20 protein-coding genes and 1 tRNA gene are annotated in these 26,291 nt (G+C 53.4%); 14 read left to right on the plus strand and 7 right to left on the minus strand.

Annotation, left to right across the window (positions count from 1 at the left end):
* Positions 1 to 240: 240 nt before the first annotated feature.
* Entirely contained in the window at positions 241 to 1,383 is a 1,143-nt protein-coding gene (locus IPM58_03675; GenBank protein MBK9306189.1) for a response regulator, read from the minus strand.
* A gap of 138 nt (positions 1,384 to 1,521) precedes the next feature.
* Between IPM58_03675 and IPM58_03680 the strand changes: the two genes are divergently transcribed.
* Positions 1,522 to 2,244, plus strand: a complete 723-nt coding sequence (locus IPM58_03680) for an HAD-IA family hydrolase (protein ID MBK9306190.1) — start codon at positions 1,522 to 1,524, stop codon at positions 2,242 to 2,244.
* Here IPM58_03680 and IPM58_03685 read toward each other — a convergent pair.
* A complete protein-coding gene (locus IPM58_03685; protein ID MBK9306191.1) occupies positions 2,221 to 2,961 on the minus strand; it encodes an NAD-dependent deacylase in 741 nt (246 codons plus the stop codon). The genes IPM58_03680 and IPM58_03685 overlap by 24 nt on opposite strands.
* 90 nt (positions 2,962 to 3,051) lie before the next feature.
* Between IPM58_03685 and IPM58_03690 the strand changes: the two genes are divergently transcribed.
* The 3 genes from IPM58_03690 (at position 3,052) to IPM58_03700 (ending at position 7,691) form a co-directional block, all read left to right on the plus strand.
* Positions 3,052 to 4,407: a 2-dehydropantoate 2-reductase gene (locus IPM58_03690; protein MBK9306192.1), complete on the plus strand. Its 1,356-nt coding sequence runs from the start codon at positions 3,052 to 3,054 to the stop codon at positions 4,405 to 4,407.
* Positions 4,408 to 4,990: 583 nt separating this feature from the next.
* Positions 4,991 to 5,338 carry a hypothetical protein gene (locus tag IPM58_03695; GenBank protein MBK9306193.1) on the plus strand — a complete coding sequence of 116 codons (348 nt, stop codon included), beginning with the start codon at positions 4,991 to 4,993 and terminating at the stop codon, positions 5,336 to 5,338.
* 85 nt (positions 5,339 to 5,423) lie between these two features.
* Positions 5,424 to 7,691: a bifunctional SulP family inorganic anion transporter/carbonic anhydrase gene (locus tag IPM58_03700; protein MBK9306194.1), complete on the plus strand. Its 2,268-nt coding sequence runs from the start codon at positions 5,424 to 5,426 to the stop codon at positions 7,689 to 7,691.
* On the opposite strand, the gene IPM58_03705 is transcribed toward IPM58_03700, so the two are convergent.
* A complete protein-coding gene (locus IPM58_03705; protein MBK9306195.1) occupies positions 7,688 to 9,028 on the minus strand; it encodes an MATE family efflux transporter in 1,341 nt (446 codons plus the stop codon). The two genes, IPM58_03700 and IPM58_03705, sit on opposite strands and share 4 nt — an antisense overlap.
* A 67-nt stretch (positions 9,029 to 9,095) precedes the next feature.
* Between IPM58_03705 and IPM58_03710 the strand changes: the two genes are divergently transcribed.
* Positions 9,096 to 10,622 carry a DUF2779 domain-containing protein gene (locus IPM58_03710; protein ID MBK9306196.1) on the plus strand — a complete coding sequence of 509 codons (1,527 nt, stop codon included), beginning with the start codon at positions 9,096 to 9,098 and terminating at the stop codon, positions 10,620 to 10,622.
* A gap of 424 nt (positions 10,623 to 11,046) precedes the next feature.
* Positions 11,047 to 11,952, plus strand: a complete 906-nt coding sequence (locus IPM58_03715) for a choice-of-anchor L domain-containing protein (protein ID MBK9306197.1) — start codon at positions 11,047 to 11,049, stop codon at positions 11,950 to 11,952.
* Positions 11,953 to 12,121: 169 nt separating this feature from the next.
* On the opposite strand, the gene IPM58_03720 is transcribed toward IPM58_03715, so the two are convergent.
* The 4 genes from IPM58_03720 to IPM58_03735 all read right to left on the minus strand — a co-directional run bounded on the left by IPM58_03720 (position 12,122) and on the right by IPM58_03735 (position 15,303).
* Positions 12,122 to 12,211 (minus strand) — tRNA-Ser (locus IPM58_03720).
* Between the two features lie 148 nt (positions 12,212 to 12,359).
* Positions 12,360 to 13,547, minus strand: a complete 1,188-nt coding sequence (gene thiI, locus IPM58_03725) for a tRNA 4-thiouridine(8) synthase ThiI (protein ID MBK9306198.1) — start codon at positions 13,545 to 13,547, stop codon at positions 12,360 to 12,362.
* Positions 13,548 to 13,643: 96 nt separating this feature from the next.
* Entirely contained in the window at positions 13,644 to 14,564 is a 921-nt protein-coding gene (gene trxB, locus IPM58_03730; GenBank protein MBK9306199.1) for a thioredoxin-disulfide reductase, read from the minus strand.
* Positions 14,565 to 14,703: 139 nt separating this feature from the next.
* Positions 14,704 to 15,303, minus strand: coding sequence for a dephospho-CoA kinase (locus IPM58_03735; GenBank protein MBK9306200.1), 600 nt, complete (start codon positions 15,301 to 15,303; stop codon positions 14,704 to 14,706).
* Positions 15,304 to 15,384: 81 nt separating this feature from the next.
* Between IPM58_03735 and IPM58_03740 the strand changes: the two genes are divergently transcribed.
* The 8 genes from IPM58_03740 (at position 15,385) to IPM58_03775 (ending at position 26,277) form a co-directional block, all read left to right on the plus strand.
* Complete coding sequence (locus IPM58_03740; protein ID MBK9306201.1) at positions 15,385 to 16,416, plus strand: right-handed parallel beta-helix repeat-containing protein; 1,032 nt, start codon at positions 15,385 to 15,387, stop codon at positions 16,414 to 16,416.
* Between the two features lie 148 nt (positions 16,417 to 16,564).
* Positions 16,565 to 16,750, plus strand: coding sequence for a hypothetical protein (locus IPM58_03745; protein MBK9306202.1), 186 nt, complete (start codon positions 16,565 to 16,567; stop codon positions 16,748 to 16,750).
* A gap of 265 nt (positions 16,751 to 17,015) precedes the next feature.
* On the plus strand, positions 17,016 to 19,697 hold the full coding sequence (locus tag IPM58_03750) for a glucosidase (protein ID MBK9306203.1): 2,682 nt from the start codon (positions 17,016 to 17,018) through the stop codon (positions 19,695 to 19,697).
* A gap of 129 nt (positions 19,698 to 19,826) precedes the next feature.
* Entirely contained in the window at positions 19,827 to 21,824 is a 1,998-nt protein-coding gene (locus IPM58_03755) for a glycogen debranching enzyme family protein (GenBank protein ID MBK9306204.1), read from the plus strand.
* Between the two features lie 114 nt (positions 21,825 to 21,938).
* The gene (locus IPM58_03760) at positions 21,939 to 22,487 is read left to right on the plus strand and encodes a heme-binding protein (protein MBK9306205.1); all 549 of its coding nucleotides are present in this window, start codon (positions 21,939 to 21,941) and stop codon (positions 22,485 to 22,487) included.
* 125 nt (positions 22,488 to 22,612) lie between these two features.
* Positions 22,613 to 22,939 (plus strand): hypothetical protein, encoded by a 327-nt coding sequence (locus IPM58_03765; protein ID MBK9306206.1) that lies wholly within the window; start codon positions 22,613 to 22,615, stop codon positions 22,937 to 22,939.
* A 4-nt stretch (positions 22,940 to 22,943) separates the two neighbouring features.
* Positions 22,944 to 23,171 carry a DUF3565 domain-containing protein gene (locus tag IPM58_03770; GenBank protein MBK9306207.1) on the plus strand — a complete coding sequence of 76 codons (228 nt, stop codon included), beginning with the start codon at positions 22,944 to 22,946 and terminating at the stop codon, positions 23,169 to 23,171.
* 316 nt (positions 23,172 to 23,487) lie between these two features.
* Entirely contained in the window at positions 23,488 to 26,277 is a 2,790-nt protein-coding gene (locus IPM58_03775) for a YdbH domain-containing protein (protein MBK9306208.1), read from the plus strand.
* The last annotated feature ends 14 nt before the right edge of the window (positions 26,278 to 26,291 follow it).

Raw genomic sequence — 26,291 nt, forward strand, 5'->3', positions numbered from 1 at the left:
AAACGGTCGGCATCTTACCATGTCTGTGTCGATCAGAAAATGGCAGGGTCCCAGCTTGTGACCTGAAGTAGCATATGCTATACAAACGCCCGAACGTCGGATCAACCGTCACACTACTGCAGGGAGGACCATGGCACGAGGTCGAGTGAAAGATAGAAAAACGAGGAAGAAACATCGGAAGAATGTGAAACGGGTGAAAGCCCTCGCCAAGGCTCGAAAAGGAAAACGAGGAAAGAAAAGTTAGGCTGCAGAGGGGTGTGATGTTTCTTCGGTCTCGATCAGGCGTTTGAGCTCCGCCTTGATCTGTCGCTCCGCGACATCGGGCACAATCCGCAGCACAGCCTGTTCAACACGGTCATTGGCAGTTGCCCGTATCAGCTCCTCCGCCAGTGTGGGCAATTGTTTTGAAACGGCCTGCTGAACTTCATCTTTGACTAACTGATCAATCGTTCCCATTTGTTCTCTGACGACGACCGGTAAGGAATGCTTGATTCCAGATTCCATCTGTTCCCGTACGAGTCGACTCATGCTCTCTCCGATCAGTGGGTTGGCGAGATCTGCCACTGTCTGCTGGATAAGCGGTTGGCAATGCGTGATCTCTTGCGCGATGAGAGAGGGTAAGGCCTGAGTGATCAACGGTTGAATGATTGAAGTCAGAGACTCTTGCGACAGGATACTCCCGAGTTGCTCCTGCAATTCCTTCGTGACGATCGGCCGGACATGCGTGCCCAGCTTTGCATCAATCATTTGCGGGAGCAGGTCGGCGAGACGCTGCTCACTCCGTTTGGTCATAGACTGCAGGAGCTGATCGAATAGACCCTTCATCGAGTCTTCCGGCCCTGCAGGAGGGGAAGCCGGTGGGATGATCGCTGCGGGACTCTGTTGCGCGTGCATCTCCTCCTGTCCCCCGCTGGGTATGACAGGATCGGTCGTGTCTTCAGAATCACTATCCGTCGAGGTCGATGTCGGAGGCCAGGCACGCCGCTTGAGAGCCTTCCCACTTGAAGCTCCCGCCGGATTATTCTGAAGAGACTTGAGTACCTCCAACAGATCTTCTGGCTGAAAGGGTTTTTTTAAAAAGGCCTGTACGCCGAGTGTGCGCAAATGGTTTTCGTCGGGATGATCAGCCGGATTGATCAGCGAAATGAGGAGCGTTTCGGTCAGGTGGTCGAGCTTGTGGATTTCTTTGCAGAACCCTGAAAACGTCATATTATCGAGATGATAGTCTGCAACGATGAGCGAGGGCACCTTCTGGCGGGCGGCCTCGATAGCGGCTGGCCCATCTTGAAATCCGACGACCTCGAACCCTTCCGGAGAAGAAATCTGTTCCACCATCCGTCTGACGGCGGGGCTGCTATCCACAACAAAGATCGGTGATGGCATGAAATCTCCGTATTATTTTGTTTCCTCGAAGCTAGCAAGGGGGGTATTCTTTGTCAAGAAAACCATCGATAGGTGATTGTAATCATAACGTATTTGTAGACAAAGGCAGGCCGATTCAAGAGGCTATAGTTGGCGAGTATGACGACTTCAATACGAGTTGTATTTTTTGACGCTGCGGACACCCTGTTTCATGTGCAGGGTTCAGTGGCGGACATCTATCTTCAGCATGCCGTTCAATTTGGGTTTCACCACAAACCAGACTCGGTCACAGAGATCGCCCAAGCCTTCCGCCGTGCGTTCCGCGAAGCGCCGCCTCCGGTGTTTGCCGCGTCCGAACCTGCACAGATCAAACAGAGCGAACGCCTCTGGTGGTTCGATATCGTGCACAACGTCTTTTATCGAGTGGGAATGTTCGAACGGTTCGATGATTTCTTCGATCAGGTCTTCGGCGCGTTCGACGATCATCGCGCCTGGCGACTCTTTCCAGAGACGGTCTCCACGTTGGCTCGACTCAAGGCACAGGGGCTCGAGCTTGGCATCATCTCAAATTTTGACTCCCGTTTATTCACCGTGATGCGAGGGTTGGGGATTGCGGACAGCTTTGACACCGTGACCATCTCCAGTCTGGCACACGCGGCGAAACCCGCGCCGCAGATTTTTCGCATCGCCTTAGAAAAACATGTCATTGATCCGGAAGAGGCTTTACACGTCGGGGATAGTCTGCGGGAGGATGTGGAGGGTGCACGAAAAGCAGGGCTGCACACGGCTCTCTTAGATCGGAATGGAACAGTGGAACACCTCGATGTTCCCATCCTGAAAAATCTGGAGGAGGTGATTTCATTGTTGGGTCGGATCGAGTAGTAACGGGACGACGTCTTTGGCACGGCCTTGGAGTGACACGTCGACCAGTGCTGATTGTGGTGTCGGATCCAGATTGATCTCTGCCACGAATGCGCCGGATTCTTTGGCAACTGAGGCGAATCCTGCAGCTGGATACACCAGCCCAGATGTGCCGATGATGAGGCACAGGCTGCACGAGCGAAGTGCGGCATAACTTCTCCGAAGGTCATCATCCGCCAGCGATTCTCCAAACCACACGATATGAGGACGCAAAAGGCCATGACAGTCATGACACGTGGGCAGGATCTGTATGGGGATATCGCGGTTATCAACCACGTGGCGACACACGGTGCAGCGTACCATCCAAATGTTGCCATGAATCTCAGAGAGCTTCCGTGAGCCCGCATCTCGATGTAGTCCGTCCACATTCTGAGTGACCAGCCAGAAGTTCTGGTAGCGTTGCTCTAGTTCAACGACTGCATGATGAGCTGGATTGGGTTGCTTAGTGGCAATCAGTTCTCGTCGCCAGTTGTACCACTCCCAGACGAGCCGGGGATCACGTTCAAATGCTTCGGGTGTTGCGAGATCTTCAGCTCGATGGGTGCGCCACAACCCATTCTTGCCACGGAAGGTCGGTACGCCACTGTCTGCAGAAATACCGGCTCCGGTCAGGACGACGATGTCCTTGGAAGAGGCCAGCCGTTCCTTCAGTCGAGATAGTTCTGATCCTGGCGCCATAGAGGATAGCCGATGCAGGAGTGGCTGCGTCCTGCTGACGGTGCATGCTATAGTACCTCCTCTTTGAGTGCAACGGAACGAGGAAAGTTTATGAAGCAGATCCTGATGGTGGGTGCCGGCTCGGTCGGCGGGTTTTTCGGAGCCCACTTAGCCAAGAATAATCCAAATGTGTCATTGCTTCTCAGGGCCAGAACGTATGATGCCGTGAAACGGAACGGCCTGACTATTCGAAGTGCCGGTGGATCGTTCACGGTCCGACCACGAGTGGCATCGGATCCCCGAGAGTTGCCGAGACCGGATCTCATTATTCTTGGCGTCAAAGCCTACGATCTTGATCAGGTGATGGATCAACTTGAACCGATTCTTACGGACGATACCGTGATTCTGACGCTACAGAACGGCATCGATACTGAGGACCGACTTCTTGCGCGACTGCATCGCGATAGTGTGGTCGGTGGAGTGGCCTACATCTATTCGAAGATTGCGGAGCCGGGCGTCATCGATCACTATAAAAAAGGAGCAGTTGCAATCGGCGAATTAATGGGGATGGAGAGCGACCGGGTGCTCAAGATTCGCGAGATCTTCAGTTCCGCTGATATTCCTTGTCAGGTGTCGAAGGATATTCGCCGGGCCAAATGGGAAAAAATGTGCTGGAACTGCGTCTTTAATCCGATCACGGTACTCATCGACGATCGTGTCTCGAAAGCACTCGATTATTCGGAGATGATGGGTGTGATTCGACAGATCGTTGGAGAGGTGGCGGCGGTGGCTGCGACGCTCAAGGTGCCGTTACCAGCGGATATGGCGGACCGCGTTGTAAAGGCGTCTCAGGAGATTCGCGATATTCATACCTCCATGTATGACGATTGGAAGGCAGGTCGGCCGACGGAAATTAAGTATCTAAACGGCTTCGTTGTCGAGCAGGGGCGGAAGCTAGGCATTCCTACACCAGTGAATGAAGCGCTCACTGTGATGATCAAGACGATCACGGAGAAGGAACGAGTCGGTGCCGGCCGAATTCTGGTCGAAGGCGCAGTCGTGCAACCGGTTTCATTCGATCGTGCAGCAATTGCATGCTTACCGGAAGCACATCAGGTCGATGTATCAACCGTCATGCCCGGCATGCAGGGACGAGGGATTCGCTTGAAAGGCTTGCTTGATGTCCCGGCCTTGGCAATCGAAGCAGACCATATCGCCGTCCATTCTGTGGATGGAACGTATTCCGCCTGTCTCACGCTCCAACAAGCAAAAGAGTATGGCGTGCTGGTCTACGAAGTAGATGGAGCCACGTTGCCGGACACAAAAGGTGGTCCGTTCCGTCTGGTGACACCGGGCCTCGGGGATCATTGCGCCAATGTGAAACAGGTTGCACGAATCGAAGTGACCAGAGGGCCTGGTCGAGATACGAGACAGACGACATGTCCACCAAGCCCGTCGCAGAGCTGAAGGGATACAGGCAACGGATAGCGCTGAGCCAGGAAGAAGATCAGCCTCTCCATCGTGGCATCCCTGGTGATATTGATGGGCGCTGTGTAGTTTGTGGACTCGGCGCAGACCGTTGAGTCCTATGATGAGACCTACCAAGAATTAAACGAAACCGAGCACATGGGTCGCGTATGGGTGTCACGCGTCATCCCAGCTTCTTCCTATGCGATCCATACCGGGCATCCGCCCAATGGAGAACTGTAGCAGTATGATTTAAATATGCGCCGGGTGATGTGAAAGAGGATGAACCCAGTTGCACGGTTTTAGGAGGTGAGAATCCTCAGCATCGCGCCGTACCGATGCTAACCGTCAGGTCATTCGGTCGTCGTTCGGTTCCAACCTACGATGAAGGTCAGATCGGCAGTAACAACTTGTGTAGTGTCTCATACGTTCCTTCATCTTCCGTTCGTGGTGAGCCTATCGAACCATGAACGGAACCAGTTGAAAACACTTGTGCTTCGACGAGCTCAGGGCGAACGGCCAATGTCAACGCACTCATGAATCACTACACTAGGTACCAAAAGTCCAATCTCAGGAGGATACATTGAGTGATCTCTCGTTTCACTACTCTGTCCTGATTAAGCGAATGGTGGTGGGCATTATTTTAGGCACGCTTGCCGGAGTGGTCCAGGTTTGGTTCATGGACCGCGAGCTCATGTACCTCTGGGCGTCGGCTGCTGCCGGTGCATTGTATATGGCAGCCTGGGTACTGTTCACCGACTGGCTTCGACTGGCAGGTGGAAGGATTGTGCTAGGTGCGGTCGCGGGACTGCTGGCTGCCGTTGTCTGGTGGGCGATGGCGATTCATACGGAAGATATGTTCATCCAATCGGCTGTCGCTGGTATGTGTTTCGGTGCTGCCTATGCCTGGTCCGACCAGCGAATGACTTGAACGTGTTCGGCCTTCCTCCTCTACGGTCTCAGTCTCATGCGGGCTTCGAAGCCGTCTGACCGGTTACAATAGGATCATGTCTCCTATGCATGTTGCCAATGGTATATCGGCAGGCTCCCTCCTGGCCGACATCAAGGCAGGTCTTGTTGTCTTCGTTGTGGCATTACCCCTTTGCTTGGGAATTGCCCTGGCGTCTGATGCGCCACTGGTGTCGGGACTCTTAGCTGGAATTGTCGGCGGCATCGTGGTGGGCCTCTTGAGCGGTTCCCATACCAGTGTCAGCGGTCCCGCAGCCGGGTTGTCGGCCGTCATCGCGGCGGAAATCTATTCCCTCGGCTCATTTTCTGCCTTTCTTACAGCAGTTGTTCTCGCTGGTATTGTTCAAATCGGCTTAGGGATGGCCAAAGGCGGATTCATTGCTGCCTTTTTTCCATCGAGTGTGATCAAGGGGTTGTTGGCAGCGATCGGTATTATTTTGATCTTGAAACAGATCCCGCATTTGGTTGGACATGACCCTGATCCTGAAGGCGACATGTCCTTTTTCCAGCCAGACTTTGAAACGACGTTTTCTGAACTCCTCAGCATCTTTGGTGATGTTCACTTGGGCGCTTCCACGATTGGGCTCTTGTCTCTTGTGCTGCTCGTTCTCTGGGGGATGTGGAAGCCCTTGAAAGACTCCGCCCTACCGGCTCCGCTCGTTGTTGTGCTCGTCGGTGTGGGCATGAGCCTATGGTTTGAACAATTGGGAGATCCTTGGCGGATTGGGGTTAGCCATCTTGTCCAGGTACCGATAGCCAACGGAATGGGAGAGTTCACCGGTTTACTGGAATTCCCCGACTACACACAATGGACGAATCCATCTGTCTACATCGCCGGACTCACGATTGCGATTGTCGCCTCTTTGGAAACACTCTTGAATCTGCAAGCAGTAGATCGACTCGATCCCCAACAGCGGACTTCGCCGCCGAGCCAGGAACTCGTGGCGCAAGGCATCGGGAACGTGACTTGTGGATTGATCGGTGGCCTGCCGGTCACTTCAGTGATCATCCGCAGCTCTGTCAATGTCAACAGCGGTGGACAGACAAAACTGGCGACGCTTGTGCACGGCGCCTTGCTTCTGATCAGTGTTCCGCTCATCCCGATGTATCTGAACCTGATTCCGGTGTCTTGTCTCGCAGCGATCTTGTTGATGACCGGTATCAAGTTGGCCAGTCCGGCTCTCGTCAAGCAGATGTGGAACGAGGGGCGGTATCAATTCATCCCGTTCGCGGCTACGGTGGCTGCCATCGTATTGACGGATTTGTTGATCGGTATCGTGATTGGGCTTGCCGTCGCGATCGGATTTATCCTCAACAGCAACATGCGTCGTCCAGTGTATCGCTCCGTCGAACAGCATCTTGGAGGCGATGTGGTGCGTATCCGACTCGCCAACCAGGTCAGCTTCTTAAACCGTGCCACGCTTTCTCAAGTCCTGAACGCTGTGCCTCGCAATGGGCATGTGTTGCTCGATGCAGGGAGTACGGATTACATCGACCCCGACGTGCTTGACCTTATTCGAGACTTGAAGGAACAGACGGGACCAGCTCATGGCGTAACGGTGAGTCTGGTAGGCTTTCGAGCTGAGTACGGTTTCACAGACCAAATTCAATATACCGAGCACTCGACCCGCGAGCTTCAACAGGCCATGACCCCGCAGCGAGTCTTGCAAATTTTGAAAGATGGTCACGAACGGGTCCGCAAAGGGCGTCACCTCACGAGAGACTTCAAGCGACAGGTCCACGCGACAGCGAGAGGACAATATCCCTTAGCGGTAGCACTCAGTTGCATTGATTCTCGCACGCCGGTGGAATTGATGTTTGATCTTGGTTTGGGAGATGTCTTTAGCATTCGTATGGCCGGGAACGTCACAAGTCAAAAGGTGTTGGCCGGGGCAGAATACGGTTGTGCCGTCGCGGGGGCGAAACTCCTCGTCGTAATTGGGCATACGTGCTGTGGTGCTGTTTCCGCTGCAGTGACACTCCTGAATTCGAACCGGACAGTTGCTGAGGAGACTGGTTGTCAGCATCTTGATTCGATTGTCCGCGAGATCCAACCCTCAGCGTGGGAAGTCATTGCCCGGATAAAAGGTGAGGCCACATCCATAGATCCAGTCACCGTCGCGGATGCCGTCGCCAGAGAACATGTGTTGCATGTGGTGAAAGCCATACGCCAACAGAGTTGGACGCTCGACAATTTGGTCCGAGAAGGGCGGATTGCGATTGTCGGGGCAATGTACGATGTCGTCACCGGCGACATTGAATTTCTCGTACAAGATGGATTGAGTGAGACGGCAGTTGGGAACACAGCGAGCTAACTGTGTTCCCGTTCATGGATCACCTGAATCTGCCGCCATCGTTCGGAGCGATACCGCCAGAGTAGGAGCCCCATCCGTGCTGTCCAGTCTGCGATCGTGGCTGCCCAGATGAACAATACAGACTGACCGACCCATAGCCCTGCAACAAGGGCCAGCGGGATTCGGATACCCCACATGCCGATCACCGTCGCACCCATAATGAAACGTGTGTCGCCTGCGCCGCGCAAGGATCCGGCTAAGACCATTGTAATGGCCAAAGGCACTTGCAACAGGGCCACAATTTTCAGAAAGAGGCTTCCAAGGTCAACGACCGCCTCGTCTGTCGTGAAGGCGCGAAGAAGTACTTCAGGGAATACGTAAAAGATGAGGCCCATGCAGGCCATGAGGGCAATCGCGATGCGATTCGCTTCCCAGTTCTCGAGCTTTGCCCTGGCATAGTTTCCTGCTCCGATGCTTTGTCCAACCATCGTCGCAGCGGCGATCGCCAGCCCATATCCTGGTAGAAACGAGAAGGATTCAATCGACAGACCTACTTGGTGAGCGGCATAGGCCACGGTGCCGTAGAGGAGGACAAGCTTGGTGTAGACGAAGACTCCGGCTTGCTGAACGATCCGTTCTCCGGACACCGAGGCCCCCACCTGCCACATCGACCGAATCAGATCGGTACGAACTCGTCGAGATGGTTTCAGGATTGGGCGACAACGCATCAGCAGATACAAGGCGCCTGTCAGTTCGGCAAGGCCGACGGCGATGGCGGCTCCCATGAGACCGAGAGCGGGGAAGCCCCACCGTCCATAGATGAGTGGATAGGCAAGGGCGACATGCAGAAGGTTCACGCCGATCATGGCATACATCGGAGTGCGAGTATCACCGGTACCTTGAAGCACAGAGGAGAGGACTTGTATCAGAACCGTACAAGGGATGACATAAAAGAGAACGGTGGAGTAGGGGAGCGCTAATGCGATGACGTCCGGCTCAGCTCCGAGTTGTTCCATCAGAACGCGATTACCCAGAATCCCCAGTGAGGCCAGCGCAAGCGATATTCCGATGGACAGCCAGAGAACGTGCCGTGCAGCTTCCCCCGCATCCTGCCGTCGGCGAGCACCCCACAGCTGAGCGATGATGACGTTGCTGCCGACCGACAGTCCGGACACCACGGTTGTGGCGATAAAGATGAGTAGCTGGCCCAAGCCGACTGCCGCAATTGATGTGGCTCCCAGCCCACCGACTAAGAAAACTGCTACAATACCTTCCGCCCGCTGAAGAAAGCTGCTGACCGTGATGGGGAATGCTAGTGTCATCACGGACTGCCGGATCTGACTGACTGCGTTCGTCATGGAGGGGCATCCTAGCAGACTTCGCGTGTGTGCCCAGTGAGAAATTAGTGATTGGACAATCGATACTATGATGACGGTCGGTGACCATCAGGACGACATATCTTTCGGCTTGCCCCCCCCTCGCCTTTCGAAATCGAAGTATCTTTCAGGATTGCAATGTCAGAAGCGGCTGTACTTGGAGATTCATCATCCGGCGCTGGCCACGCCGCCCGATGCCTCGACGCGAGCAATTCTGGATATGGGGACCGATGTGGGTGAATGGGCTCGCCGTCGCTTCGACGGCGGTCGACTCGTAGAGGCCGGATATCGCCAAACCGAGGCAGCGTTGACTCAGACCGCATCGCTTATGGTGGACCACACAGTTCCGGCGATTTTTGAAGCGGCGATTCAAGCTGATGGGGTGTTGATTCGTGTCGATATTTTGGAACGTTTCCCTTCTGGACACATAGGTCAGCCATCGACATGGCGACTCATCGAAGTGAAATCCTCCACCAAGGTGAAGGATGTGCATCTTGATGATATCTCCTTGCAACGACATGTGCTTATCCAGGCAGGAATACAAGTGGACGCATGTGCACTCATGCGGATCAATACGAGGTATGTCTATGCCGGAGGAGCCGTTGATCTCGAGCAGCTCTTTGCGATCGATGACGTGTCGTCTCTCGTTGTGGAACGAGAGAGCAAGGTGAGAGAGAAGCTGGCTAGGATGAAATCGATGTTGGCCTGCCCATCCATCCCTGTCGTGGAGCCGGACGACCATTGCTTGGTGCCCTACGAGTGTCCATTCTGGAATCACTGTACCAAGGATAAGCCGGCACGATGGATCTTCCACCTGCCGGGAGCGAAAAAACTTGCCACTGACCTTGTGGCTCAGGGAATTGAGACCATCGACGAGATTCCGCCTCATACACGCCTATCGATCATTCAACGAAAAGTGAAAGACAATATCGAATGGGTCTCTAAAAACCTGGCAGCAGAATTAAGAACAGTGGCATTCCCTGTTCACCATCTTGATTTTGAAACGTTTAATCCGGCCATCCCACGCTATCCCGGAACCCGTCCGTACCAGTCCATCCCAATTCAATGGTCGAATCACATCGAACAGATGGACGAAGGACTCGTCCATCATGAATTTCTTCATGGGGAGATGAGTGATCCGCGACGACCTCTTGCCAAGTCGCTCTTGGAGTCGCTCGGCGAAGAGGGAAGCATCTGTGTCTACTCGCCCTACGAAAAGTCGGTCATCGAGCAGCTAGCCGAAGCCTTACCGGAGTTTCGCACGGAGCTGCGCCGTTTGATCAAGCGGATTTGGGATCTGCATCCGATCATTAAGGATCACTATTACCACCCAGAGTTCGGGGGATCATTTTCGCTCAAGGAGGTGCTGCCGGCCGTGGTCCCTGCATTGCGATACGATGACCTCGAGATCAGGGAGGGAGGACAGGCTGCGGCTGAATACTACCGCATGGTGTTCATCGAAACCGATTGGGTAGAGCGCGCTGCCATTCGTGAGGCGCTGCTGCGCTATTGTGGAAGAGATACCTTGGCGATGGTGGAGTTGAGATGGGTGCTCAAAGCTAAAGCAGAAATTTAATACAGTGGTATTCCCAAAACATGATAAGGACAACCCGTACCTGTAAATTAATTTTACAGTATGTCAAGTAACGTTACTGCGGTGAAAAATAATGCCATTCTTATTTATTGCCGAATAGTTACCAGTGTCAGCTCCAGCATTACCTGTAAAGAATGTTTACATGCTGTTCCTGCATCTCTTGAGGTCCCAAGCCCGTATGCATACAGACGGTGTGTCTACTTTTCTGATAAGTAGCTAATAAATAAAATGCTTCTGACTCATTGAAACAGAAAAGATGCTTGTTTTGAGTGTGTAAAAATTGGCAAGCATGATAGTTGCTTTAGTTACTGGACGTCGACTAGCTCTTGTAAAGTCGTGATGGCTTCAAGAGAAATGCTGGCTAATATCAAATTCCACATAGAGTAGAAAAGAAAGGAGATGAACTGTGATCACAGCATCGAGAACAGCTTCTAGTCTTCTAGCGGTCTTGATCCTAGGAATGGTGCAGGCAACGGAAACACTTGCGCTCTCAATTACCCAGACATCGAACACGGCGACGCTGGGGACGGCACTGGGGGGTACCAACCTAACCATTAACAGTGTGACTATTAACAATGGCGCGGCGAGCCAATTTGGGACCTACACTGGATTTACCAGTGGACCGGTTACCATCGGAGATGGGATTGTTCTTTCGACGGGGCAGGTGGTGCAGACAACACCTGGTTTTAATAATGGAGTGCAGGGTAGCGGTACCACTCCGAGCACAGATACTGGACAATCTGGCACCGCGGCATTTGACAATTATGGGTTTGGGAATATCGAGAATTTTACTGATTCGAACGATGTCGCTTCATTTACCGTAGCTTTCACCTTGAGTGCGCCTAGTCAGGTTGGTTTTGACTTTGTGTTTGGTTCGGTCGAATATCCACAATTTACGAGCGCCTACACCGATGCATTCCTGGCATTTCTTGATGGTTCAGCTCCCGCAAACCAAATAGTATTTGATTCAGCCAATAACCCAGTGCAGGTGGGAATGAGTTTTGCCGGTGCGCTCACCACCGCTGATACCAATACGGCGTTTGCAGACCCGCATGGGCTTCTGAGGCTCCAAACATTTTCGCCGAACGAGCTTTCTGCTGGTTCTCACACTCTCAATTTTCAGATTGGCGATGTAAATGACCATATCCTTGACAGCGCGGTGTTTATTTCGAATTTTCGTGCTGGAACTGGTACCGGCGGGACTAACCCAGTTCCCATCCCAGAACCGATGTCACTTCTCTTGCTTGCGACTGGGTTGACAGGATTGGGTCTTGCTAGGCGACGCATTTCAGGATTTGGAATAACTAAGTAGCGACTCGCAGTCATGAACTGTGACAAGGGCTGTGGTGCACAGGATGCGCTACGGCCCTTTTGACTATTAGAATGAGATCAGAGGACAGGTGACCCTCTCTAACACTTGAGGTGTTCTGTCCCATCGCCAAGACCAATCATAAGAGATCCTGGTACGAGCAAGCTTAGGGTGGCGGAGAGGGTGGGATTCGAACCCACGGTCGAGTTACCCCGACAGCAGTTTTCGAGACTGCCCGATTCGGCCGCTCTCGCACCTCTCCGTTATGGTAGATCGTCGGCTTGGTTATGTATCAAGCTTGTGAGGATCACGTGCTCGATAGGAGTGCGGATCGTACCTTGGTCGCTGTTGTTTTGCAATGCCTTCCTGTGAGTCCACGATCCGATGCCTCGTTCAGAGTTATGGTTGAATTAGGTAGGTGAGGAGGGGAACGACAACTCGGTCAACTCCGCATTTTCTAGTCCTCGTTTTACAAGCGTGGAGATATTTAGCATCCGCTCGATTTTCAGCACGTCGTCGATCCGAGTTTTAGTGCTGGGATGGAGTGGCACAAAGAGTTTGCAACAGTCCTGGTCTGGCTCGATGGAAATGTCGTAGGTGCCGATCTGTTTCGCCTCATCAATGATCTCGCGTTTGTCCATGCCGATGAGCGGCCGGAGAATCGGGAATTCCGCCGCCTCCTCAACGGCGCAGAGGTTCTGAGGAGTTTGTGACGCCACTTGCCCAAGACTATCGCCGGTTATGAGTGCCCAGCAGTGTTCCCTTCTCGCCAATTCTTCAGCAATTCTTACCATCATCCGCCGATACAGCACCACCCGAAATGGGGCGGGGGCCGTCAAGACAATCTCCCGTTGGATTTCTCCAAAGGGAACGACATAGAGTCTGGAGTTATACTGATAGGTGGTGAGGATTCCGGCGAGATCGCAGACTTTTTCTTCGGAAGCTCGGCTGACCAGAGGGCGGCCAGAAAAATGGATGAAGGTCGCTTGGCATCCACGCTTGACCATGCGATAGGCCGCGACGGGTGAGTCGATTCCTCCGGAAAGTAAACACGCAACGTGGCCGCTGACGCCGACCGGCATCCCCCCAGGCCCCTCGATCTTCTCTGCGGAACAGAATGTCTCTTTTGATAAGAGCTCGACGTATACGGTCAAGTCAGGGGTTCTTAAACTGACCTTCTTGCCGGTTTTGCTGCAAATGGCGGCACCAAGTTCTCGCTCGATATCCATTGAGGTCAGCACCAGCCGTTTATCCGCTCGTCTCGCGGTAACTCTGAACGTAGAAAATGAGTGTTGTGTGATCTCCTCTAGAGCCGCAGTTGTGAGAACGTCAAGGTTTGGATTGGAGAGCTCGAGGGGGATCACTTGGCCGAGTGAAAAGTTCGCAATGCCGCAAACACGTCGTAACCGATCGCGAACGATAGCTGGAGAAACTTCTAGAGGCAGCCGAATGCGGATTCGACTGTGGAGGTTCTCAACCTGCCTGATTTTAAGGTCTTGGAGAGCCGTTCGAATGTTGTGGATCAGGCAGCGCTCGAAAGATTCACGATTCCGACCCTTGAGGGCAAGTTCATGATAGTGAACAATGGCACATCTCATGTCGTTTGTAGTGCGTCGTTCAGGAAGTGTGATGCATAGGCAAGTGGCGATGGGTGTCTCATTCTCATCAGTGTGATACGCATCACACGAAATAATTCACGCGCCGAGCGACTCGAGGAATCGTTCGGCATCGATGGCAGCCATACAGCCGGTTCCGGCTGCGGTCACGGCTTGGCGATAATGCGCATCTTGCACGTCGCCTGCGGCAAAGACTCCAGGAATGCTTGTTGCGGTACCTTGAGTTGTGTAGAGGTAGCCGGTGTCATGCATCTTCAGTTGTCCTGTAAAGAGTGCCGTATTGGGACGGTGGCCAATGGCGAGAAAAAGGCCGGCACAGGATAGATCCCAAACCTTCCCGGTGACAGTATTCTTGACTCGAACTCCGGTCACGACATCTTCCCCGAGTACATCTTCAACGACGCTGTTCCAGAGAAACGTAATCTTTTCGTTTTTCATGGCTCGATCTTGCATGATTTTGGACGCACGTAATTTATCGCGCCGATGGATGATCGAGACTTTCGTGGCAAATTTGGTGAGAAACGTGGCTTCTTCCATCGCACTATCTCCGCCACCCACGACGACGAGTTCCTTGTCCTTGAAGAAAAATCCGTCGCATGTCGCACAGCTGGACACGCCGTGGCCCCACAAACGTTTTTCGTTGGGAAGACCGAGTGTAATCGGCGAAGCACCGGTCGCAATGATCAGAGTCTTGGCTTCTAGAGTTGTTTCGTCATCAACAGTGACTTGAAGAGGGCGAGCCTGGAGATCCACAGCGGTGACGTCACCGGTCTGGAAGACTGTGCCGAACCGTTCAGCCTGAGCCCGCATGTCCTTCATGAGTTCCGGTCCCATGATTCCTTGAGGGAAACCTGGATAATTTTCGACCTCAGTGGTCGTCGTCAGTTGGCCACCTGCCTGCCATCCTTCGATAAGCAGTGGAGATAGGTTGGCTCGAGCCGTATATACCGCAGCAGTGAGTCCCGCAGGACCTGAACCGATGATCACAACGTTATGCATATTGCGTGACTCTATCACAGGGTAGGAAGCGGAGGGTAGAACGATGTTGCACAATTCATCGAAATAAGTCAGTCCGGTGGCGGGCTTGACCCTTGCGGCCGTTGGCTCGAGATCTTTCTATTCAAGGCAAGTGTGCGTATCAGAGAGACCTGAAAGACGTATACAACTGGTGAACGGACTGCGCGAGACTGCGAGGGGCCCTCGTGCCGTCAAGCACATAATCTGCCAGGCGACGTTTCTTTACGAGCGGCATCTGGCTCTTGATACGACGTATGGCTTCAGCTCTCGTAAGCCCGTTGCGTTTCTTGAGTCGGGCGATTTGAGTTTCCCGATCAGCTGTGACGACGATGGTCTTATCTACACGCTTGTCAATACCGACCTCGAACAGGAGCGGGACATCGTAGATGACGACGGCCTTCGGATTCTTGCGACGGGCCTCTTGTGTCAGACGTTTCTGCTCGCGCGCGACGCGTGGATGAATGATGCGTTCCAGCGTCCGGCGTTGTGAGGGATGGCGGAATACGAGAGCACCGAGTGCATGACGGTTGATCGTACGGTCAGGGTTAAAGACGGATTTCCCAAAGCGACGAACAATATCGCGCCATGCCGGTGTACCGGGTTGAACCACCGTTCGTGCCAATACATCGGCATCGATGACGATGGCTCCGCACTGTTTGAACATCTTCGCCACGGTGCTTTTACCGGTAGCCACACCGCCGGTGAGTCCGATCACAATCATGACGGTGGAGCTTATCATGTGACCTGCCAATCAGGAAACTGCGGTTGACATCCTCAGTTTCTAGCGAGTATGAGTTTCTTCATGCGGAAGGTATTTCTCATCGCGATCGGCTGCTGGCTCATGGGAACTGAGTTAGGTGTCGCCGAGACCGACCTCAGGGGGTCCACCGCACGAACGATCACCGTCGCAGCAGACGGTTCAGGGGATTTCTCATCGATTCAAGAAGCCGTCGACAGTGCCGGGAAAGGCGATACGGTGCTTATCAAGGCCGGGGCCTACGCTCAAGACCTCACAATTCATAGTAAGGAGAAGATCAGAATCGTCGGTGAGGGAGTGGATAGAGTTGTTCTACAGGGCCGCGGTGAGATGGTTGGTGTAGTGCATATCGGGAAATGGCCCTATGGGGCCACGGACATCGAGATCAGCGGTCTGACGATCAATGAACATGGAGGCCATGCGCTCGGAATCTTCAATGGACACGGCATTACGCTACACCAGCTTTCTGTGAAGGGGATGGTGTTCGGCCAGCAGGTACAGGGTGTACGGATCGAAGACTGCGTGATCGGGGGGAGTGAGACAACGGGCATACATTTTTCTGATTCCCAGGCCGTTTTAATTGGGAATGTCATCCGTGACAACGACCACGGGGTCAACGTGACAGGAAAGTCCTCGGTTCGTCTTGAGCACAATATCATCACCGGGAATCTGTTCGAGGCAGTCGTCATTACTGATCAAGCGACGGCGGTCTTGATGAACAATACTCTCGTGAAGAATGGTGGAGGAGCGTCGTTCCTTGGTATGTCCATCAACGAGGTCTCGGGAAACATTGTCAGCTTGAACAAGGTTGGCCTCCTGATCGCACCCTCGACTCAGACCAAGACCTCGTACAACGCCTTGTTCAATAGTGAAGCCGACTTCATGATGCCCGGCTCGCCGAGTCGTCCTGCCCCTGAACTGAAGGTCGCAACGGATGTCACTGCCGATCCTCGGTTTGTCGATGCAGAGCATAATGACTTCCGCCTCAGGGCCGATACGATACTTCTCAATCGTGGTGGATTTCGCTATCTTGGAGCGCTCCCGCCGGTTCAGCCGTCTGTATCTAAACGCCCATAACCCTTTCAAAAACAACTGGATAGATAATACTAACCCTACTGGGTGGAATGCGTATGGTATGCTTTCTGACCAGCGGGCTGACTTCCGGGTGAGTTCCCTCAAGTCTCAGGGCATTCGCACCGACAAGGAATCAACCAGGAGGTTCCCTGTGGCTAGCTTCCGCAGCAATCTTGAAAAATTGTCGGGTGAGGGAATTCCTTCCCTCATGGATATGGAGTCCGGGAAACTGGTCGGAGCGGTATTGCCCATGTCTGAACAGGCCCAGATCCAGATGCGCAATAGCATCGAAGTGATCGAATACCTGTTGAATCAGGAACGTGTCGTCTGGAGCTGAGCGTTCGAGGCGTCTATCCCTCCTTTTCTGCTTCGAGTGACACACGAAAATCAAGTCTTTCAACCCTTCCCTTACCAGACTGTTCGCGACAAGTCATTCAGGTTCTCCGATGTCTTCCTAAACATTAGACCTCAGTCCGAAGCCTCTATAGACCGATGAAGGAACAGGCAGGGTTCTCGTTCGACTCACCTGAGCTTGATTCCGGCGGCGGGCAGGTTCATGGTGCGCAGGTTCAATATCGACGCATCCCGTTTATTGGGGTCATATGGGAAAAACCCGTCAGACAGCTGGGCATTCGAAAGGCTCTGGAGAGGCCGAGCGACAACGGCTCGACGAGGATGCAGTTCGCCAACAACATTGGAAACGGTGGGGGCCATACCTCAGCGAGCGCGCGTGGGGAACGGTCCGCGAAGACTACAGTCCCCATGGAACAGCATGGGAGTCCTTCCCCCATGACCATGCTCGGTCACGCGCCTACCGTTGGAACGAGGATGGACTCGCCGGCATCTCTGATCGTCATCAATATCTGTGCTTCGCCCTTGCACTGTGGAACGGGCAGGATCCGATTCTGAAGGAACGAGTATTCGGGCTGACAGGTAATGAGGGGAATCACGGTGAGGATGTTAAGGAGTACTATTTCTATCTAGAGTCAACGCCTACCCATTCATATATGAAGTATCTATACAAGTATCCTCAGAGAGAGTTTCCTTATGCAAAACTCGTCGAGGAGAGTCGACGTCGTCAACGAGGAGATCTTGAGTACGAGCTGATTGATACCGGCGTCTTTGAAGAACATCGGTATTTTGACGTGGTTGTGGAGTATGCAAAAGCGACACCGGAAGAGATGCAGATCCGGATACACGTGACCAACCGTGGTCCAGAGCCCGCAGTACTCACAGTGCTTCCCACATTGTGGTTCCGGAACACCTGGTCGTGGGGACTGGATGCACGGCGACCCAGAATGCGTCAAGGCACACCGATCAATGACTGGAGTGTGGTCGAATTGGATCATGAGTACTACGGTGAACGCCGGCTGTGGTGTGAGCGGGCTCCCACAATACTGTTTACCGAAAATGAGACCAACAGTCGAAGGCTTTATGGTGATCAGGAAGGTGCAAGATATGTGAAAGACAGTTTTCATGATTATGTCATCAACGGACGAACTGATGCGGTTAACCCTGGGAAGTTCGGCTCTAAAGCAGCCGCCCATTACGTATTCAAGCTGCCGCCGGGGAAATCCGATGTGGTCCATCTCTGCCTCACCAATGAAACAAGGTCAAGGGATCTCTCTGTCGTGGCATGCGATCGTCTGTTCACCACACGGATTCAGGAGGCCAATGAGTTTTATGAGAGACTGGCGCCAGCCGATCTCTCCGAAGACGCGAAGATGGTCCAGCGGCAGGCATTTGCTGGGTTGCTGTGGAGTAAACAGTTCTATCACTATGATCTCAAGCGCTGGCTGATTGGAGATCCCGGTATGCCGGATCCTCCGTCCGGACGTTTGCACGGACGAAATTCAGACTGGACACACCTATACAATGCCGACGTCATCTCGATGCCTGACAAATGGGAGTACCCTTGGTATGCCGCGTGGGATCTCGCCTTCCACTGCATCCCCTTAGCCCTTGTGGACTCCACCTTTGCCAAAGAACAGCTGATTCTGATGCTGAGGGAGTGGTACATGCACCCGAACGGTCAGATCCCGGCCTATGAATGGGCGTTTGGCGACGTGAATCCTCCTGTTCATGCCTGGGCGGCCTGGCGCGTGTATAAGATCGAAAAGAAACGGAAGGGAGTCGGCGATCGGGTCTTTTTGGAGCGCGTATTTCACAAGCTGCTCTTAAACTTTACCTGGTGGGTCAATCGAAAGGACGCCGAAGGTAAGAACATCTTCCAGGGTGGATTCTTAGGGCTCGACAACATCGGTGTGTTCGATCGAAGCGCACCCTTGCCGACCGGTGGTCATATCGAACAGTCCGATGCGACGAGCTGGATGGGAATGTATTGTCTGAATATGCTGTCGATTGCGCTGGAGTTGGCGCGCGACAATCGGGCATACGAAGATGTCGCCAGCAAGTTCTTCGAGCACTTCGTCTATATCTGCAGAGCGATGAACAACATCGGAGGAGAGAAGATCGAATTGTGGAATAGGGAAGACGGGTTTTTCTATGACGTCCTCCACTTGCCGGATGGGCGAACCTTCCCCCTCAAAGTTCGTTCTCTTGTTGGACTCATCCCCCTATTTGCCGTTGAAACGCTAGATTCAGAGTTGATCGATAGTCTGCCGCGGTTCAAGCATCGGATGCAGTGGTTCATCGAAAAGCGGCCAGATTTTAGTGCTCACGTCGAGACGCAGTCGCGTGACGGCGAAGTGCGAAGGTTTTTGTCTCTGGTCAATCCGACGCGACTCAAGTCAGTGCTCCGCTACATGTTGGATGAGGAGGAGTTTCTGTCTCCCTATGGCATCCGCGCCCTGTCTCGCTATCACAGAGACCATCCGTATGTGCTGTCACTCATGGGGCATGAGTACCGAGTGGACTATGAACCAGCCGAATCGCGGACAGGGTTGTTCGGTGGAAACTCGAATTGGCGTGGTCCGATCTGGTTTCCGGTCAATTATCTGTTGATCGAATCGCTCCAGAAGTTCCACTACTTTCTTGGAGATGCTTACAAGGTCGAGTACCCGGTTCGCAGCGGGCAATATGTGTCATTGAACGAGGTGGCCGCTGAGCTCTCGCGCCGACTGACGCATCTCTTCCTACGTGACGCAACCGGTCGACGTCCTGTCTTTGGCGGTGCCGAGACGTTTCAGAATGATCCGTTCTGGCGGGATGCGATTCCATTCTACGAATACTTTCATGGAGACAACGGGGCCGGGCTCGGGGCCAGCCATCAGACAGGATGGACCGGGCTTGTGGCCAAGCTCATCCAACAATCCGGTGAATAAGATACCATCCAGATTTCATGCCGTCTCACGCATGCGAATGCGTGTTCGAGTCAACGCGAGAGTCTGAGGAAGGCCTCGCTCCATGAACATGGACGGCTGATTCTGGTCACCCACAAAAGCAGTGAGCTGATGAGGATAGGACCTCAAGATTGTCAGAATCTGCACCGTGGGCTTAGTCTCGAATGGTTGGAGACAAACGGACTTGGGGGACTGTCCTCAGGGACTGTAGCGGGCGCCAACACGCGTCGGTATCACGCCCTGTTGTTGACGGCGCCACAGACCGAGAGCAATCGGTATGTGCTGGTCAATCACGTCGAGGAATGGCTCCAGATCGGTGGTGAGGCATACGCCCTCTCCACGAACGTGTACCCGGGAGCCGTTCATCCAGAGGGATATCGTCACTGCCGTTCCTTTTCATCTACACCCTGGCCGACCTGGTTGTTTCGGTATCAGCGCACAATCTGTCGGCGTGAAATTATCCCTATCTATGGCCGAGACTTCGTCATCCTACAATGGACTCTCATGGAATCACCGCATCAGACTGCCACCCTCAGGGTGCGGCCGATGTTAACGGGTCGTGACTATCACGCGCTCCATCACGAAAATGGACAACTCTCCGCCTCCTTCCTCATCCCCTCAGCTGGACAGGTTGTTTGGCAACCGTATGCCAGTCTTCCGCCTGTGTACAGCTTCCACAAGGGGATCTATCGCCATTCCCCTGACTGGTATCGGCATGTCCAGTTTCCCCTGGAACAGGAGCGAGGGCTTGAGTATGAGGAAGATTGGTGGTCACCAGGGGAGTTCTTTTTTCAGTTGTCAGTCGGGGAAGAACACACGCTAGCTCTCACTAGCGATACGATGGATAGCCCCGACGTCACGGCACTCATCTGCAGTGAACGCGCGCGGCGTATACAGCTGCAACAAACTGCACCAGCCACTGATCCATTGGTGGAGACATGTCGGCACGCGTCCGAAATCTTTTTGGCCCAGCGAGAGACGAGGCAGACGGTGATCGCCGGCTATCCCTGGTTTACCGATTGGGGGCGAGATACCTTCATATCACTCCCCGGGCTGTGCCTTGTCACCGGGCGGTTTGAAACCGCCTGGCGTATCATTGAATCATTTTCGAGTCGTGTATCAGAGGGGATGATCCCCAACCGCTTTCCTGACAGCGGGAGCGACCCGGAATACAACACCATCGATGCCTCGCTGTGGTTCATTCATGCCGTCGATCGATACCTCGCCTATAGTAACGACCTACCACGCGTCCAAGCTGTAGCCTGGCCAACGATCAAACAGATTCTCGATGGATATCGGGGGGGTACGCGATACGACATCCATATGGACATCGATGGACTGATTACAGGTGGAACATCAGGCACTCAGCTTACTTGGATGGATGCGAAAGTCGTCGACTGGGTGGTCACGCCACGCCATGGAAAGCCGGTCGAGGTGCAAGCGTTGTGGCTGAGGGCGTTGGACATCGGACTACGACTGGCGACACAGTTCCAGGAACCTACTTACGCCAAGAGATGCCGCCAAGATAGGGCACGAGCTCTCGAATCCTTCCGTACAAGATTCTGGTATGAGAACGGCCAGTATTTGTACGATACGATCGATGGCCCGGCCGGGAGTGACACCTCGATACGTCCGAATCAGTTGTATGCGATCTCCCTCTGTAATGACCTTGTGACGAGGGATCAGGCGATACGAGTTCTCCAGATTGTGACGGAGCATCTCCTCACGCCCGTAGGGTTACGAACCTTGTCTCCGCATGATGCTACATATTGCCCACGATACGAAGGTAGCCCGATGGAACGAGATCGTGCGTACCATCAAGGAACTGTCTGGCCGTTTCTTTTCGGTCCTTTCATAAGCTCCTGGATGAAGACGTTCGGATCAACTCCTGAAAACCAAAAGGTGGCCCGGTCGTTTCTCAAAGGATTGGAGGAGCATCTACACGAAGCTTGCATCGGACAGATCTCTGAAATTTTTGACGGAGACGCTCCTCACCATCCTCGAGGCTGTCCCGCCCAAGCCTGGTCTATCGCCGAACCCCTACGTGCGATGGTTGAGGATCTTGGGGCGTCGATTCCAAGATTCGATACTGAGTCGAGACAGACCTAAGATCTCAACGTGCCTGGCGGCTCACCGAGTCCACTCACATCTGGCGATCTTGACAGCGTTTCCTATGCAGCCGTACTGTGAGGATGTATTAAGGTCGAAAAGGGGGAAACTGTCATGAGCCAGCGGTATGGATACACCAAAATTCAGCGGTTTCTTGCGACTGGAAAGCTGATAATCGGTGTCTTGAGTACGACGATGCCTCTGGTTGGCTCGGCAGAAGATCTACCCAAGGAAGCCACCTTGCCGCTGAGCCTCGCCAACAAGGCGATGGAGGCGGCGGTCGAAGCCTGTAAGAAAGATGGATATCGAGTCAGTGTGTCGGTAGTGGATCGCAACGGCGTACTACGTGCGATGGGACGAGCCGATGGAGCAGGGCCACATACGGTCGATAGCAGCCGAAAAAAAGCCTACACGGCCGTAAGTATCCGTCGTCCGACCAGCGAACTTGCCGATCTGATCACAAAAGTCCCGACGCTTGAGGCGCTTCGCGATATGAATAGCGAGATCCTGATTTTAGGTGGAGGCCTTCCCGTCGAGATCGGCGGAGATGTCGTCGGCGGCATCGGAGTCGGCGGAGCACCAGGTGCTCATCTCGATGATGCTTGCGCACAGCAGGGGCTCAACGCAATCGGCGCAACCCCAAAGGTTTCTACGCCCAAGTGAGCATTCTCCCACGGTCTCTTGTTCTCGGGAGTGCACTGTTGCTCAGTGTAGGGTGCAATAGCAATACTCCCGAGCCCGCCTCTGCTGAACTAGATTCTGCGCGGCTTCGATTAACCATCGTCAGAATGGCGACCGATCCGTTCCTCCAGCGGTTCAATCTCACCATGAAGGTCCAGGGAACGGCAGGCTGTGTCTCATCCACCGAATTATTTCCCGACACTGGTTATGCGGGGAGGCGAAATGTCTATCAGGCTGCCAAAGGCATGGTGTACGTCGTAGGACAGTACGACGCACGAGTCATTGATTCTCAGACCTGTCGAACGAGTCTTTCAGAGTTTCGGCATCTCGATCGAGAGGTGATCTTCCTTGGTAGCTTCGACCATGATGACGAAAAGCGCTGGAGGTATTTTCCATCCTTCGAGCGTCCGGAACTACCATTTGTAAAACGCTAAGATCATGCAACAAGCGATCACTGGATATCATCAGGATGAATATGGAGATTGGGTTGCTGAGTTAGCCTGTGGCCATGGACAACACGTGCGTCATCAACCTCCATTTTTCAATCGTCCTTGGGTAATCGACGTGATCGGACGAAACGAGCATCTTGGGACGTATCTGAACTGCAAGAAGTGCGAGGAGCCGACGGAGAATATGTCGCCAGGTAGATCTCGGACATATCCCTAGTCAGGTTTCTTGAAACGACACCATTGCCTTAGGGGGGATTGATCCTCGATGATGTTGGGACGAGGCGGTACCTGTTTGTGTAGGATCTGCATGTACGGGGAAGAATAATTTGCCTTGCATAAGAAGATCGTTTTTCTGCATGATCACGGAGAACAGAATTCGATGCGTGCCTGATGACCAATCCAACATCGCGACGGATGGTTCCATTGGGCCCTATCCTCACGTAGAGTCGTTCGGATCTCTTGACACAGCTTGTTTGTTTACCTGAGAACCGTTGTCGTATTCCATACGGTCGCTCTCTAGAAGAGAGCCGTTTATGCTAACTCAACGATACCAGGTTACCGCACTCTTTGGACTCGTCGTCATTCTTGGTTGCTACCTGCTGCTGCCGTTGGGAGTGTCGTACCTTCTGGCAAACAAGCTTCGGGATTTCGGGTACAGCCATGTGATCCTCCAACTGGGCTATCCCGGGTGGAAACAAATCCGCGTTCCGGTTCTCTCATTCCAGCAGGATTGGGGTGAGGAGCGATTGATCGTCTCGGTTATGAATACGGAGATTCAATATGACCTATCACAGTTATTGCAGGGTCAACCACGTCGGATTGTGCTTCGAGAGGTGACGATCCAGATCTTGAACACTCCTACGACGGGTCGACTCGAGGAAGATGGAAAGTCTCCCGAAGAGGCTGATGACGACTCATCACCTTTGAGCCTCATCACCGCCGGTGATCTGTTGAAAAGCTTACCGATGCTCCCATTCGAGGAGTTGCAGCTCGATCATCTCAGCTTCTTTCGGGAACAGGCGACGGGTCCGCTTCGCAGGGTGACGGTCGCCGGAAGCCTGACATACAGTGACCGAGAGTTAGGTGGCCATCTCTCGTTTCGGGGTCTTGATACCGCCTCCTATGGACTCGTGGTCGTGGGGAATTCCGCCAGCACGTGGTCTGCGATCCTTTCTTCTCAACGACCGCATGCGTCTCCGATTGTGGCATGGCAATCCCAAGCCCAGCCGAGCGGTTCACAGATTCAAGTCAATGGTCGTCTACAGGTCAATGTGCAGGAACTTGCTCCATTTATCGCGTTGTTGGTTCCCATCGGCCCAGAATTGGAAAAAGTCACGGGTCATATCGCGATTGATTGGACCGGAAAGGCCGACGCTGGTACCACTCTTGATTCTCTGGACCAGAATGCCCAGTCACATCTGGCAGGGAATATTCAGGTCAATGCCACGTTGCCGGGTCTCAAAGGGATCGCGAAAGATATCGGGTTGGCGTACGAAGGGACATTTGCGGGGAATGTCTCCCAGCTCGAATGGGTGATGAATCCTGGTGTTCTGCTCACCGCGACCGTCAATGCACAGCCGCGTATCATCCCTGAAATGATTCGGTTGGTTCTTCCTCATGGTGATCAGCCCGTGCGGATGGAAAATAAGAAGCCCGTACACGGCACCTTACACTGGAAGGAAACCCCGGTTCGAATGAGCGTTCGGGGGCCGTTGGATATCAGTTACGGACAGGCGACAGGTCCGGTGGTTGCGCAATTCCACACCACGCGTGCTGAAGGGATCGGTCATGAGCTCGTCCTGGTTGAAGGAGCCTATGATCTCGAGGGGAAGCTTCCGAAAACCATCACGGAGATCCTCTCAGCAAAAGAAGCGGTAGGCGGTGTTCGAGGTACCATCAAGTTGGGCAGGACACAGGTCGAGGGAGCTCTGTTGGCATCATCTTCGGTCACTGTAAAGCAGGTGGGAAAGGGGGTAACACACATTCCAGATCTTATGCTGGAGCTTTCTGAGCCGATGGTGTTTGAGTGCACTGTGAAGGCGCTCCACTGTAGCGGCGGGCCAATGACTGCAACGGTTCAGGTCCCGACGTTACGAATCGGAGACCGCACCGTTCATACTACGCAAGGGCAGTTACGGTTGGACAAAGTGCAAACAAAAGGGAACGAATGGGAGACTCACGGGACCCTCTCAGTCGATGGCGTGCGCCTGGATTCTCCTTCGTTGGCGCTTGCTCCAAGTATGTGGAGTCTTGGGTTCGCGGCCGATCATGTTGGCGTGAAGGCGGATCTTCGTGTCGATCTGCCGGTACGCACCAAAATCATGACGGCAAGGATCGAACAGCCCTATCGGGGAAAACAAGGGACGCTGCATGGAATAGTTGGTCCGTTCACCTTCAACAGTGCCGACGGTCGACTCAGCAAGATTTTGACGGGGCTTCCCCCATCTACCGATGTCATTGACGGGACATTTCGTGGGACCGTGGACGCCTCCTGGTCTGGTGGCCTGGGTGGGTCATCGAACGAAATGACAATTACTGCAGCCGCTGCGGAATTCGTGAGCCAGAACCTCTCAGGATATTACTCCGACTATGTGATGAAGGGTCTGAGCACGACGATGCATGTGCAGATGGATGGACCTCAGTCCGTTGCCATGGTTCAACCGGCGTCCCTTTTGGTCACATCGATACGCAGTGGTGTTGATATCTCCAATTTGGGAGCGTTCTACCAGATTCATTGGAGGTTTCTCGATGAATTGCCCATCATTGAGATAAAAGATTTTCAGTGTGATGTCCTTGGAGGGAAGGTCACGGCTCCCGGTCTTATGGTAGAATTAAGCAAGCCGCCGTTTTCAACGACCTTTTCCCTACATAATCTGGATCTTGCAAGAATTCTCAGTGTGGAACAGCAGCGAGGGCTGCAGGGAACGGGAATACTCAACGGGACAGTTCCGATGACATTCACATCTACCGGAGTGAGCGTGAACGATGGACAGGTTGAGGCACAGCCTCCAGGGGGTGTGTTACGGTATGTCTCCGAGTCCGCAACTGCTCAGGATACGTCGGAATCAGACCGCCACCTCCAGTTTGTCGAGCAGGCACTGAACAATTTCCATTATTCGCTGTTACGAGTCGGAGTGAGGTACGAAGAGACGGGGACGTTGGATTTGAGTGCTCGTATCGAAGGGAAGAACCCGGATTTGAAGAACACACCTCCCATTCATTTTAATGTGACGGTACAGGAACACATTCCGACGTTGCTGAAGAGTCTACGTTTGGTGGAAGATATCCAAGGGTCTATTGAGAGAAAGTATGGGCGTTTATGACTATGATGAGGCTG

The organism is Nitrospira sp. (assembly GCA_016715825.1).
Classification (GTDB): Bacteria; Nitrospirota; Nitrospiria; order Nitrospirales; family Nitrospiraceae; genus Nitrospira_D.